This window comes from Halarchaeum rubridurum (assembly GCF_014647115.1).
GTDB classification, from domain to species: Archaea; Halobacteriota; Halobacteria; order Halobacteriales; family Halobacteriaceae; genus Halarchaeum; species Halarchaeum rubridurum.
In genome coordinates, this window is the sequence record NZ_BMOO01000004.1 from 29,464 (window position 1) to 42,758 (window position 13,295).

The window sequence follows — 13,295 nt, forward strand, 5'->3', positions numbered from 1 at the left end:
GAAACGCGCGTTTCAGCCGGCGGTTAGTCCGCGCGGCCGGTCGCCTCGGGTTCGCTCGCCGCGGGCGCGGGGAGCGACTTGCGCGCGTCGTCCTCCGGGCGCTCCGCGATGGCGTCCGCGTAGGCGTCCGGCATGACCTTCACGAAGTCGTCGCGGGCGTCCGACCACGTGCCGAGGAGGGTGGCGGCGCGGTCCGAGTCCGTGTACGCCTCGTGGTTCTGCACGAGCCGGCGGAGCATCGCCTCGTCCTTATCGGAGAGGTCGTCTTCCAGGGTGACCATCCCGGCGTTGGCCTTCTCGGCGAGTTCGTCGTCGGGGTCGTAGACGTAGGCGATCCCGCCGCTCATCCCGGCCGCGAAGTTGCGCCCGACGTCGCCCAGCACGGCGACGACGCCGCCCGTCATGTACTCGCAGCCGTGGTCGCCGACGCCCTCGACGACGGCCTTGACGCCGGAGTTCCGGACGCCAAAGCGCTCGCCGGCCGTCCCGTTGACGTAGAGTTCGCCGTCGGTCGCGCCGTAGAGCGCGACGTTCCCGATGAGGGTGTTCGTCGCGGGGTCGAAGGGGGCCTCGTTGGGCGTGTTCACGACGACCTTCCCGCCGGACATGCCCTTGCCGACGTAGTCGTTCGCCGCGCCCGTGAGGTTGAGCGTGACGCCCTGCGCGAGCCACGCGCCGAAGGACTGCCCGGCGATGCCGTCGAGGTCGAGCGACACCGTGTCGTCCGGGAGCCCGTCGCCGCCGTGCGCCGTCGAGACGGCGTTCGAGAGCACGCCGCCGACCGCGCGGTCGACGTTCGTCACGTCGGTCTCGACGCGGACGGAGTCGCCGGCCTCGATGGCGTCGCCGACCGCCTCCAGGACGTCCCAGTCGAAGTGCTCGTCGTGGTCGGTGTCCTGCTCGCGCGTCCGGTGGCGGTCGTCGTTGTCGACGGGGTCCGCGATGACGCGCGAGAGGTCGAGCGTCCGGGCCTTCGGGTGGTCGACGTCGCGCTGGTCGAGCAGCTCGGTCCGCCCGACCATCTCGTCGAGCTCCGTGAAGCCGAGCTCGGCCATGATCTCACGCAGCTCCTGCGCGACGAACATCATGAAGTTCACGACGTGCTCGGGCTGGCCGGGGAAGCGCTCGCGGAGCTTCTCGGACTGCGTCGCGATGCCGACCGGGCAGGTGTTCGCGTGACACTGCCGGGCCATCACGCACCCCGAGGTGACGAGGCTGCCCGTCCCGAAGGCGAACTCCTCGGCGCCGAGGAGCGCGCCGATGGCGACGTCGCGGCCCGTCTTGAGCCCGCCGTCGACGCGGAGCGTGACCCGGGAACGCAGGCCGGTCTCGCGGAGGAGCTGGTTCGCCTCCGCGAGGCCGAGCTCCCACGGGAGGCCGGCGTGCTTGATCGAGGTCTTCGGGGACGCGCCCGTCCCGCCGGCGTGCCCGGAGATGTGGATGCAGTCCGCCTTCGCCTTGGCGACGCCGGCGGCGATGGTGCCGATGCCGGCCTCGGAGACGAGCTTCACGTGCACGCGGGCGTCCGGGTTGCCCGAGCGCAGGTCGTAGATGAGCTGCTTGAGGTCCTCGATGGAGTAGATGTCGTGTTGGGGCGGCGGGCTGATGAGGCCGACGCCGGGCGTCGAGTAGCGGACGCCCGCGATCATCTCGTTCACCTTCGAGCCGGGGAGGTGGCCGCCCTCACCGGGTTTGGACCCCTGCGCCATCTTGATCTGCAGGTCCTCGGCCTCGGAGAGGTACTCCGAGGTGACGCCGAAGCGCCCGGAGGCGACCTGCTTGATCTTGCACTCGCGCTCGGTGTCGAAGCGCTCCGGGGGCTCGCCGCCCTCGCCGGTGTTCGCCTTCGCACCGATGGAGTTCATCGCCTCCGCGTTGTTCTCGTGGGCCTCGGGGCTCAGACTCCCGAGGCTCATCGCGGCCGTCGAGAAGCGCTCGACGATGTCCGCGGCGGGCTCGACGTCTTCGAGCGGGACGGCGTCGCGCTCCGAGCCGTCGATGTCGATGAGCCCGCGCAGCGTCTGGAGCTGCTGGGTCTGGTCGTCTATCAGCTCGGAGAACTCGCCGAACTGCTCGTAGTCGTCCGAGCGGACCGCGGCCTGCAGGGCGTTGACCGTCTGCGGGTTCCACTGGTGGAAGCGGCCGTTCGAGGTGTTCGTGAACTCGCCCTGTCGTTCGAGGTCGACGTCCTCGCTGCCGTACCCCTGCTGGTGGCGTTCGCGGAGGTCGTCCTCGATCTCGTCGAGGCCGATGCCGCTCGTCTTGTTCGGCGTCCCCTCGAAGTACTCGTCGACGAGCCCGTCGTTCAGGCCGACCGCCTCGAATATCTGCGCGCCGCGGTAGGATTCGACCGTCGAGATGCCCATCTTGGACATCACCTTCAGCAGGCCCTGTTCGAGCGCGTCGACGTACGTGTCGACGGCTTCGGCGTCGTCCATCCCGTCCGGGCCGGCGACGAGGTCCGTCACCGTCTCCATGGCGAGATAGGGGTTGACCGCGCCCGCGCCGTAGCCGACGAGCGTCGATATCTGGTGGACGGTCCGGGGGTCGCCGGACTCGACGACGAGGCCGGCGCGCGTGCGCAGGCCCTCGCGGACGAGGTGGTGGTGGACGGCGCTCGTCGCCAGCAGGCTCGGGACCGCGAGCCGGTCGCGCCCGACGTCGCGGTCGGAGAGCACGACGATCTCCGCGCCGTCGCGGATCGCGGCCTCGACCTCCGCCCGGACGTCCTCGACGGCGTCTTCGAGGTCCGTCTCGGGGTCGTAGGTGATGTCGACCGTGACGTCCGGGACGTCGGTGTCGCGGACGCGCGCGAGGTCGTTGTCCGTGAGGACCGGGGAGTCGAGGACGACCTGGTTCGCGTGCGCGGGCGTCTCGTCGAGGAGGTTGCGTTCGCGGCCCAGTCGGGTCTGGAGGGAGGTGACGACGTCCTCGCGGATGTAGTCGATGGGCGGGTTCGTCACCTGCGCGAACATCTGGCGGAAGTAGCTGAACAGCGGGATGTTGAACTTCGAGAGCACCGCCAGCGGCGTGTCGTCGCCCATCGAGCCGACGGGGTCCTTCCCGGCGTCGAGCATCGGTTCGAGGACCTCGTTCAGCTCGTCGTGCGTGTAGCCGAAGGCGGCCTGGCGGGCGCGCAGCGCGTCGCCGTCACCGCTCGGGAGCGGGTTCTCGGCGTGCCCCTCGTAGTGGGTCTGCTCGGCGTCGACCCACTCGCCGTACTTCTCGTCGGTGAGGTCGTCGAAGACCTCCTCGTCGGGGATGACGCGCCCCTCGGCGGGGTCGGCGACGAAGAGCTGGCCGGGCTGGAGGCGGCCGCGCTCGGCCACCTCGGCCGCGGGCGTCTCGATGGCGCCCGCCTCGCTGCCCATGACGAGCGTGTTGTCCGTGGTGACCTCGTAGCGACACGGCCGGAGGCCGTTTCGGTCGAGGGCCGCGCCGACGCGGTCACCGTCGGTGCCGACGACGAGCGCGGGGCCGTCCCACGGCTCGATGAGCGAGGCGTGGTAGTCGTACCACTCCTGGCGCTCGTCGTCCATCGCGTCGTCGCCCTCCCAGGCCTCCGGGATAAGCATCCGGAGGGCGTGGGGGAGGTCGCGCCCGCCTTGCATCAGGAGTTCGAGGGCGTTGTCGACGCTCGCGGTGTCGGACTGGTCGGGGTCGGGGATGACCGGCCGGACCGTGTCGAGTTCCTCGTCGCTGAAGCGCTCGCTCTCGACGTCGGACTCGCGGGCGCGCATCCAGTTGACGTTGCCCTTGATGGTGTTGAACTCGCCGTTGTGGACGATGTTCCGATAGGGGTGTGCGAGGTGCCACGCGCCGAGGGTGTTCGTGGAGAAGCGAGCGTGCACGAGGACGAACGTCGAGGCGAGACGCTCGTCCTGCAGGTCGAGGTAGTAGTCGCGGACCTGGTCGCCCTTCAGGAGGCCCTTGTAGACGAGGGTCTGTCGGTCGAGCGAACAGACGTAGAAGCGCTCGTGGTCGACGGCCTTCTCGACGGCGCGTCGGCCGACGTAGAGCGCGCGGTCGAAGTCGTCGTCGTCCATGTAGTCGGCGGGGGTGACGACGAGCTGGGCGACGTGGGGTTCGGAGTCGAGGGCCGTCTGCCCGAGGTCGGCGTTGTCGGTCGGGACGTCGCGCCAGGCGACGACGTCGAGGCCGTGCTCGTCGAGGGCCTCGGCGACGGCGTCCTTGCTGTCGGCGCGCTCGTCGGCGTCCTGCGGGAGGAAGAACGACCCGACGGCGTACTGCTCGGGCAGGTCATCGATCTCGTCGGCGAAGAAGTCGTCGGGTATCTGAACGAGGATGCCGGCCCCGTCGCCGGTCTTCTTCTCCGCGCCGGTCGTGCCGCGGTGTTCGAGGTTCGCCAGAAGGTCGAGACCGTCGGAAACGACGTCGTGGCCGCCCTCACCGTCGAGGTCCATGACGACCCCGACGCCGCAGTTCGAGCGTGCCTCGGCCGGGTCCGCGAGGCGCCGGCCGCCGCTCCGTGCGTCGTGCTCAGTCATATGTGACTGTAAGACACGCATCGGCGCATAAAACACCTTCCATCAGCACCTTAGGACATATAACCACAGCCTTAGACAATATAAGGCCGACCCCTTCACAATCAATAACGAGAAACGGGGCGCGTCGCGTCAGTACGAGCGGGCGAAGTAGGCCGTCTCGACCGCGTCGTCGCCGCAGACCGTACACTCGTCGTCCTCGCCGTGGATGGCCTCCGCGCGGTGGGCGTTGTCGCGGTGGTCGCCCTCGACGGCCGACTCGTCGAGCGGGACGGCGACGATCTCCGCGTGGACCTTCTCCTTGATGGCCGCCTCGCAGGCCTCGTCGCCGCACCACGGCGTGCGGACGTAGCCGCCGTGTTGGCCGATGGTTCCCATGATGTCCTCGGGGCTCTCCGCCTCCCGGACGTTCTCCTCCAGGTTCTCCTCGGCGGCGGCGTAGAGTTTCGCGTAGACCGTATCGAGGTGGTCCTCGACGTCCGCGACGAGCGTGTCGCGCTCCGTCGTCGTCTGCTCGCCGTCGGGGCGGTGGACGGCCGTGACCTCCGCGTCCGCGACCTCGTTCGGGCCGATTTCCAGGCGGAGGGGGACGCCCTTCAGCTCCCACTCGTTGTACTTGAAGCCGGGGTTGCGCTCGTCGCGGTCGTCGAGGTGGACGCGGACCCCCGCCTCTTCGAGTTCCGCCGCGATCTCCGCCGAGTACTGGAGGACCTCCTCTTTCGTGTCCTCCTGCCAGATCGGGACGATGACGACCTGCTCGGGCGCGACCGTCGGCGGCAGGACGAGGCCCTGATCGTCCGAGTGCGTCATGATGAGCGCGCCGAGCGCGCGCCACGAGAGCCCCCACGAGGTCGTGTGCGCGACGCGCTCCTCCTCGTCCTCGTCGCTGTAGGTGAGGTCGAAGGCCTCCGCGAAGGACTGCCCGAGGTTGTGCGACGTCGCGCCCTGCACGGACTTCCCGTCCGGCATCAGGGCCTCGACCGTCGTCGTCGTGTCCGCCCCCGGGAACTTGTCGTGGTCCGGCTTCGCGCCGCGCATCACGGGCATGGCGAAGACGTCCTCGTAGAGTCGCTGGTACTGATCGAGGCGCGTCAGGGTCTCCTCCCACGCGCCCGCCTCGTCCTCGTGGGCCGTGTGGCCCTCCTGCCAGAGGAACTCCTTCGTGCGGAAGAACGGTTTCGTCTCCGTCGCCTCCCAGCGGACGACGCTACACCACTGATTGAGCCGCATGGGCAGGTCGCGGTGCGAGCGCACCCACTGGGCCATGTAGGGCGCGATGATGGACTCGGAGGTCGGCCGGACGGCGAGGCGCTCTTCTAGTTCGTCGTGGCCGCCGTGGGTCACCCACGCGACCTCGGGGTCGAACCCCTCGACGACGTCCTTCTCGCGTTCGAGGTAATCCTCGGGGATGAACAGCGGGAAGTAGGCGTTCTCGACGCCCGTCTCGTCGAACCACTGATCGAGGTTGTCCTGGACGCTCTCCCAGAGGCTGTACCCGCGCGGGCGCGTGACGATGAAGCCACCCATCCCCTCGGGGGCGTAACTCGCCAGTTCGGCCTTCTCGACGACCTCGGCGTACCACTCGCCGGGGTTGTACTCCTTTTGCTCGGTGATGCCGAGCTCCTGGTCCTCGCTCATTGTCGGTTTCGAGGCCGACTGCGGCCTTAAATCTCCTGAAGGGGCCCGCCGACCGGACGGGGGATAGAGTTAAGTGGTATGCGGACCCATACCACGATGTAATGGGAGATACGAAACGCGGCCGCGAACGGAAGGGCATGGGCAAGCGCCAGCAGCGTCGCGAGCGCGAGATGTATCGAGCGCTCCGCGAGGACGACGAGCCCTCGGAGCCGTTCGTGCCCGAGGACACCGAGCTCTCCATCGGAAGCGACTGAGGGGGCGCTCGCCGCGGTCGCATCGGTGTCGGTCACTGGTCTGGTCATTCTTCCCGCGCGCCGGGAACGGTAGGTCCCGGCGACGCGGTCGTCGCTACGGCTCGAAGGGGTTCTCGCGCTCGCGCCACGCCCACCCGGGGAGCCGCGTCTGCACGCCCGCCGCGAGCGCCGCGTCGAGGTCGTCGAGACCCGCGCGGCCCGGCGTGTCCGCGACCGCCGTCACGTCCGCGTAGTGGAACGTCGCCTCCGCGAGCAGTCGGAGGGGCTGCTCGCCCGCGAGCGTCGCCGCGAGTTCGCGCCCGAGCAGTTCGTCCACGACGAACCCCGGGTAGTCGTCCGCGACGTCGAGTTCGCGCAGGCACATGGCGAGGCCGGTGACGTTGACCGCCCGGTCGCCGTCCGCGAAGACCGCGTCGATGGCGTCCCGGTAGTCCGTCTCGTCGATACCCGGCACCTCGGTGTCGAACGCCGCCCCGAGGTCCGCGCGGACGGCGTTCACGACCGGAACGACCGCGTCGGCGCGCTCGCGGAGGCGCTCGTGTTCCGCGCGAACCGTCGTCGGTGTCACGTCCATGGGACACCTCCCGGGGCGGCGACCGTCTACCTTGCGAAGGTGTTTTATAACCGCACGGGTATAGACCCGGGCAAGCGGGTTTTCACGACTGCTCCCGCGGGACCCACGGGCGACACCCGTGGGTCGACCGCACTCACTACGATGACATCTCTCGGCCAGTCACCGAGCACGGGACGTGCGGACGGTGCGTCCCGTCCGCGCGCTCGTGCCGTGACGCCCCGACGAAGCCCGCCAGGTTCACTATGAGCTCCGTAGACACGCAACTCGAAGAACTACAGCAGACGATTGCGGACGAAGTGCCACCGGACATCTCGGTTACCGAGGTCAAGTACGAGGGTCCCGAACTCGTCGTCTACACCCGCGACCCGAAGAAGTTCGCGGAGAACGGCGACCTCATCCGTCGGCTCGCCTCCCAGCTCCGCAAGCGCATCACCGTCCGGCCCGACCCGGACGTCCTCTCCCCGCCCCGCGAGGCCCGCGAGGAGATAATGGACGTCGTCCCCGAGGACGCCGGCGTCACCGACCTCGACTTCCACGAGGACACCGGCGAGGTCGTCATCGAGGCCTCGAAGCCGGGCATGGTCATCGGACGCCACGGCTCGACGCTCCGCGAAATCACCCAGCGCGCGGGCTGGACCCCCGAGGTCGTCCGCACGCCGCCCATCGAGTCCTCCACCGTCCGGAACGTCCGGAACTTCCTGAAGACCGAGCGCGACGACCGCCGCGATATATTGGAAAAAGTCGGGCGACAGATTCACCGCGAGGAGATGTCGGACGACGAGTACGTCCGCATCACGACGCTCGGCTGCTGTCGCGAGGTCGGGCGCGCGAGCTTCATCCTCTCGACGCCCGAAACGCGCGTCCTCATCGACTGTGGGGACAAGCCCGGCAGCGAGGACGAGGTGCCCTATCTGCAGGTCTCGGAGGCGCTCGGCGCCGGCGCGAACACCATCGACGCCGTCGTCCTCACCCACGCGCACCTCGACCACTCCGCGTTCATCCCGCTGCTCTTCAAGTACGGCTACGACGGCCCGATCTACTGCACGGAACCCACTCGGGACCTGATGGGGCTCCTGACGCTCGACTACCTCGACGTCGCCGCCAAGGAGGGCCGAACGCCGCCCTACGACTCAGAGATGGTCCGAGAGGCCATCAAACACTGCATCACGCTCGACTACGGCGACGTCACGGACATCGCGCCGGACGTCAAGCTCACCTTCCACAACGCCGGCCACATCCTCGGGAGCGCCGTCACGCACTTCCACATCGGCGACGGCCTCTACAACGTCGCGTTCAGCGGCGACATCCACTACGAGGACACTCGCCTGTTCAACGGCGCCGTCAACGACTTCCCGCGCGTCGAGACGCTCGTCCTCGAATCCACGTACGGTGGCCGGAACGACTACCAGACCGACCAGGAGGACTCGGAGCGCAAGCTCCTCGAAGTCATCAACGAGACCTACGAGCGCGGCGGGAAAGTGGTGATTCCGGCGTTCGCCGTCGGGCGCTCCCAGGAGCTCATGCTCGTCCTGGAAGAGGCGATGCGCAACGACAAGATTCCGACCATGCCTATCCACCTCGACGGGATGATATGGGAGGCCACCGCGATTCACACCACCTACCCCGAGTACCTCCGCGACGACCTCCGCGACCGCATCTTCCACGAGGACGAGAACCCGTTCCTCGCCGAGCAGTTCAACCACATCGACGGCGGCGAGGACGAACGCATGGACGTCGCCGAGGGTGAGGAGTGTATCGTCCTCTCCACCTCCGGGATGGTCACCGGCGGCCCCATCATGTCCTGGCTCGAACACCTCGGGCCCCAGGAGGACAACCAGATGATCTTCGTCGGCTACCAGGCCCAGGGGACGATGGGTCGGCGCATCCAGAGCGGCTGGGACGAGATTCCCATGGGCGGTTCCGGTGGTCGGACCCAGCACCTTCAGCTCAACATGGACGTCGCCACCGTCGACGGCTTCTCCGGCCACGCCGACCGGCAAGGCCTCGAGAACTTCGTGCGCACGATGAACCCGCGCCCCGAGAAGGTCCTCTGCGTGCACGGCGACGAGCGCTCCACGCAGGACCTCTCCAGCGCCCTCTACCACGACTACAACATGCGGACGTTCGCTCCGAAGAACCTCGAAACGTTCCGCTTCCTGTAGCCCGACCGTTCGCGCCGCGAACGGCCTTCGGGCGTGCCGGTACCGCCCGAGCGAGCGTGGCCCCGTTCCTCGGCCGGAGCGAGGCGCCTCCGCTCACTCGCCGCGACGGCCGGGAAGGAGCCGACGTGGACACTAGCTTCTTACTCCCACCCCCCGGAGTGTCGGTATGCGTATCGCGCTCATCGCGCACGACGAGAAGAAACCGGCCCTCATCGACTTCGCGCAGACCCACGAGGAGCGCCTGGCGCAGTTCGACCTCATCGGGACGGGGACGACGGGGAAGCGGATCATGGAAGAGACGGATCTGGAGGTCGAGCGGAAGGCCTCGGGGCCGTACGGCGGGGACATGATGATCGGTGCGGAGGTCGCCGAAGGGACGTGTGAGGCGATAATCTTCATCCGCGACGTGTTGACCGCCCAGCCCCACGAGCCCGACATCTCGGCGCTGTTGCGCATCTGCGACGTCCACGACGTCCCGCTGGCGACGAACCTCGCGTCGGCGGAGCACGTCATCGACGGCCTCGCCGCCGAGGTCGGGGCGGACGGGTAAAGCACCCGGGACGGCCAACGTGGTTAAAGGGCTCCTGTCACAACTACCGGTGTGTTCTCGTCCCGTCACGTTCTGATCGCGTTGAGCGTTCTGGTGGTCCTCGCACCCGCGGGTGCACTCGCCCAACCGACCGGCACCCCCGCGGCGACGGACCGGCCCGGCGGGGCGAATCAAGTCTGCTTCGACGAACCCGGCCACGAACTCGGGATGGGCAACGAGAGTCGGGGCGTCACCATCGACGGCGTCGTCCACACGTCGCTGTTCGAGCACCTCATGACGCGCGGCGGCGTCGGCGTCGAGATGTACGGGAAGCTGAACGGGTCGACGATACTCGCGCTCCGGACGGGCGTCGTCTTCGACGGCGTGCAGAATCCCGGGCGGTTCGTCTCGAATCCCTTCGACTCGTTCGCGGTCGTCTACGATTACCGCTTCCAGTTCCCGATGTTCTCGGCGCTGACCGGGAACGACTTCGGACACAGTTCGAGTGACGCCGGCATCGAGGGCGTCGAGGAGGCGGAGTGCAGTTGGGGTGATGGGGGCGCGTCGAACGCGAGCGGCCACTCGAACGCGGGCGCTTAGTCGGCCGTGTCGGTCGCGTCCGCCGGGTCGACCACCTCCCCCGTGTCGGGGTAGACGCCGACCTGCGCGCAGCAGTCGGCCATCGGGCAGGCCTCCGGGTCGTCGAGGCACGCGGGTTTCCGGGCGCTGCAGAAGTCCCGTCCGAACTGGATCATCGCCGTGTGGCCGAAGCCGCACTTCTCCGCGGGGAGGTCGCGCTCGATAGCTTCCCGTACCGCCTCGTGGTCGGCGTCGGGCGGCGCGAACCCCATCCGGCGCGCGATCCGGTGGACGTGGGTGTCCACGGGGAAGACGCCGTCGCGCCCGCCCGCGAAGAGGAGGACGCAGTCGGCCGTCTTCGGCCCGACGCCCTTCATGTCGAGGAGCGCGTCGCGGACGTCGTCGGGGTCCTCCCGCTTGACGAACGCGTCGAAGCCGGCCGCCCCGCCGTACTCGTCCAGCACGCGCTCGGCGAGGCGGACGAGCGTCTCCGACTTCCGGTTGTAGAGGCCCGCCGAACTGATAGTCTCCGCGAGGTCCGGCTGGTGGGCGTCCGCGAGCGCCGCAGCGAGGTCGTCGTCGGCGTCGACGTCGGCGTCATCGGCGGGTTCGGGGCCGTAGCGCGCCATCAGGGCGTCGTGGGCGGGCTGGCTCGCCGTATCGGAGGTGTTCTGCGAGAGGACGGTGCGGACGAGACACTCGAAGGCGTCCTGTCCACCGTAGGTCTTCTGCCAGTAGCGTTCGCCGAGGCGGTCGACGACGCGCTCGACGAGCGGCGCGTCCGGGTCTTCGCTCGCGTCGAAGGCCGCGGCCGCGCCGCCGCCCGCGTCGCCGCCCGAGATGTTCCGGGTCGGCTCGTCGTCGCTCATACCCGCCGAAACGAGCGGGGGATACACGTACGTACCGGCCACGGCCGCGGGTACTCGCGGCCCTCAGTCACCGAGGCCGGCCACGAGGTCGTTCACGGCGTCGACCTCGTCCGCGAAGATGCCGTGAGGCGCGTCCGGGTAGAGGCGCTCGTCGACGGCCGCCCCGAGGTCGTCGAGGACGTCGGTCGTCTCGTGGACGCGCGACTCCGGAATGTGGGGGTCGGAATCGCTGCAGCCGACGAAGGCGGGCGTCCCATCGAAGTCGCCACCGTAGCGCTCGCGCTCGATGGTCTCGCCTATGAGCCCCCCGGAGAGGGCGACGACGCCGCCGTAGCGCCGGGCGTTCCGCGCGGCGTACTCGGTCGTGAGACACGCCCCCTGCGAGAACCCCAGCAGGAGGACGTTTCGATACGCGATTCCGGCGTCCGTCAGCGTCCCGACGGCGCGCTCGACGACCCCGAGCGCGGAGTCGAGGTGCGGTTGGTTCGATTCGGTCGGCGCGGTGAACGGGTTCGGGTACCACGTCCGGTTCGCGGCCTGCGGGGCGACGCACGCGACGTCGTCGCGCTCGAACTCGTCGGCGAGCCCGAGGACGCTCCCCGCGGTCGCACCGCGGCCGTGAATCAGCACCACGCCGACGTCGGCGTCCGCGGGGTCGGGACCCGCGGTGGCGAACCCGGCGTCCGCGTGGGGGTCGTTCGCCGCCATCTAGAACAACCCGACGTTGAGCGCGTACTGCCAGTCGACGCCGCCGAGCGCGAGGAAGCAGAGCGCGCCGCCCGCGAGCCCGACGTTCTTCAGGAACGCCGTCTGCTCGTCGCTGCGCTGGTCCTCCGGTGCGGCCCAGTAGTCGTGAATCGTGACGGCGGAGACGAGCAGGAAGACGGCGAGCGCGCCCGCCGCGAGCACCGGGAACGCGCCGACGACGATGGCGAGGCCGCCGAGGACGAGCATCCCGCCGGAGACGAGGACCCCCGCCGTCGGCGCGGGGACGCCCTTCGACTCCGCGTAGCCCGCCATGTAGTCGGTCGCGCGGAAGTGGTTGAGCCCCATGTAGGCCAGCGTGAGGCCGAAACAGAGCCGCGCGAGGAGGAAGACCTCGCCGGCGAGCGGCGTGTTCGCGACCGCCATCAGAGCGCACCTCCCGTCCGGCCGCTGGTCGTCGTTCGGTCCGCCGCGGTGTCGCACACTGGTTGCATCACGTCACCTGATACGGTGGCGAACTACTTATTCGCACGCGAACGTACACGTAAGTAGGTGACACCCGTGTCAGTAGGTTCCGAGGTCGAGGTCGAGAACGAGGAGGCCTGCGCGGCCGTCGACTCCCTGGAGTTGATCGGCTCGCAGTGGCGACTCATCGTCCTCTACGCCCTCCAGGACGGCGAGAAACGGTTCAACGAACTCAAACGCGCCACCGGCGCGAACGCCCGCACGCTCTCGCGCGTCCTCGACGACCTCGGCGACGCCGGCCTCGTCTCCCGGCGCGTCGAGGAGGACGCCCCCATCGCCACCTACTACGCTCTCACGGAGAAGGGCGGCGCGCTCTGCCCCGTCTTCGACGAGATAGAGGCGTGGGCGGACGAGTGGCTCTAACGCACGACCGTTTACTCTGCGCGCGGCTTCGCCGCGCTCGGTAAAAGCTCGACCAAAAGCGCGTCGCGCTCCCGTTGGTCGCGCTCGCGCCTCGCCTACGGCGAGTGAACCGGCGACCGTCCGGGCTCTCCGAGCCACTCGGTCGCCGGACGCTAACTCCGTAGTTTGACCCAGCGTTCTCGCGGTAGAACGTCCGCTAGGTGGGTGTGCGTACTTCTCAAGACAGACTCCACTCACTCAGCCCAGATTACCTCTGGAGCCAGTATGAGGAGGCCGAGAAAGACGATGAGGACACCGAGGCCAACTATTCGAAGCACTCCTGCTGAACGCTGTCGGGTCGGCGGAAGAGATTCGGCTATCCCGGTGAACGCGAACGCGATACCCAAAAAGAGCATATTGTGAGGGCCGTCGAGCACAATGGCGAAATACGCCCAGCAGAGGAGGCAAATGACGGAGAAGAGTGAGAAGAGGAGCCCCTTCCGCCGTCCATCTGGCTCACGAAACAATATCCGGCGAACTGTGTTCACACGTACTAACAGATGTTTGACCAAGTAAATTGTTCGACTGTATCTAACATAGTCGGGGCGGTCTG

General features: G+C 68.6%; 12 protein-coding genes. 5 read left to right on the forward strand and 7 right to left on the reverse strand.

From position 1 onward, the window contains the following. Positions 1 to 23 precede the first annotated feature (23 nt). Positions 24 to 4,508 (reverse strand): glutamate synthase large subunit, encoded by a 4,485-nt coding sequence (gene gltB / locus IEX84_RS08955; protein ID WP_188872056.1) that lies wholly within the window; start codon positions 4,506 to 4,508, stop codon positions 24 to 26. Between the two features lie 129 nt (positions 4,509 to 4,637). Next, positions 4,638 to 6,143: a proline--tRNA ligase gene (gene proS / locus IEX84_RS08960; protein ID WP_188872058.1), complete on the reverse strand. Its 1,506-nt coding sequence runs from the start codon at positions 6,141 to 6,143 to the stop codon at positions 4,638 to 4,640. Between the two features lie 101 nt (positions 6,144 to 6,244). On the opposite strand from proS, the gene IEX84_RS08965 reads away from it, so the two are divergent. Then, the gene (locus tag IEX84_RS08965; protein ID WP_188872060.1) at positions 6,245 to 6,397 is read left to right on the forward strand and encodes a hypothetical protein; all 153 of its coding nucleotides are present in this window, start codon (positions 6,245 to 6,247) and stop codon (positions 6,395 to 6,397) included. A gap of 94 nt (positions 6,398 to 6,491) precedes the next feature. On the opposite strand, the gene IEX84_RS08970 is transcribed toward IEX84_RS08965, so the two are convergent. Continuing rightward, positions 6,492 to 6,971: a hypothetical protein gene (locus tag IEX84_RS08970; protein ID WP_188872062.1), complete on the reverse strand. Its 480-nt coding sequence runs from the start codon at positions 6,969 to 6,971 to the stop codon at positions 6,492 to 6,494. Positions 6,972 to 7,213: 242 nt separating this feature from the next. Between IEX84_RS08970 and IEX84_RS08975 the strand changes: the two genes are divergently transcribed. The 3 genes from IEX84_RS08975 (at position 7,214) to IEX84_RS08985 (ending at position 10,262) form a co-directional block, all read left to right on the forward strand. Further along, positions 7,214 to 9,133 (forward strand): beta-CASP ribonuclease aCPSF1, encoded by a 1,920-nt coding sequence (locus IEX84_RS08975; protein WP_188872064.1) that lies wholly within the window; start codon positions 7,214 to 7,216, stop codon positions 9,131 to 9,133. 166 nt (positions 9,134 to 9,299) lie between these two features. Next, positions 9,300 to 9,683: a methylglyoxal synthase gene (locus IEX84_RS08980; protein WP_188872066.1), complete on the forward strand. Its 384-nt coding sequence runs from the start codon at positions 9,300 to 9,302 to the stop codon at positions 9,681 to 9,683. An 81-nt stretch (positions 9,684 to 9,764) separates the two neighbouring features. Beyond that, the gene (locus tag IEX84_RS08985; protein ID WP_188872068.1) at positions 9,765 to 10,262 is read left to right on the forward strand and encodes a DUF7332 family protein; all 498 of its coding nucleotides are present in this window, start codon (positions 9,765 to 9,767) and stop codon (positions 10,260 to 10,262) included. On the opposite strand, the gene IEX84_RS08990 is transcribed toward IEX84_RS08985, so the two are convergent. From IEX84_RS08990 to IEX84_RS09000, 3 genes are all read right to left on the reverse strand, one after another. Next, positions 10,259 to 11,110, reverse strand: a complete 852-nt coding sequence (locus IEX84_RS08990; RefSeq protein WP_188872070.1) for an endonuclease III domain-containing protein — start codon at positions 11,108 to 11,110, stop codon at positions 10,259 to 10,261. The genes IEX84_RS08985 and IEX84_RS08990 overlap by 4 nt on opposite strands. 63 nt (positions 11,111 to 11,173) lie before the next feature. Beyond that, positions 11,174 to 11,818: an alpha/beta hydrolase gene (locus IEX84_RS08995; RefSeq protein ID WP_188872072.1), complete on the reverse strand. Its 645-nt coding sequence runs from the start codon at positions 11,816 to 11,818 to the stop codon at positions 11,174 to 11,176. Then, the gene (locus tag IEX84_RS09000; protein ID WP_188872074.1) at positions 11,819 to 12,241 is read right to left on the reverse strand and encodes a DoxX family protein; all 423 of its coding nucleotides are present in this window, start codon (positions 12,239 to 12,241) and stop codon (positions 11,819 to 11,821) included. A 135-nt stretch (positions 12,242 to 12,376) separates the two neighbouring features. Here IEX84_RS09000 and IEX84_RS09005 point away from each other — a divergent pair, with 135 nt between their 5' ends. Further along, positions 12,377 to 12,703, forward strand: coding sequence for a winged helix-turn-helix transcriptional regulator (locus IEX84_RS09005; RefSeq protein WP_188872076.1), 327 nt, complete (start codon positions 12,377 to 12,379; stop codon positions 12,701 to 12,703). 233 nt (positions 12,704 to 12,936) lie between these two features. On the opposite strand, the gene IEX84_RS09010 is transcribed toward IEX84_RS09005, so the two are convergent. Beyond that, positions 12,937 to 13,230: a hypothetical protein gene (locus IEX84_RS09010; protein WP_188872078.1), complete on the reverse strand. Its 294-nt coding sequence runs from the start codon at positions 13,228 to 13,230 to the stop codon at positions 12,937 to 12,939. Positions 13,231 to 13,295: the final 65 nt, after the last annotated feature.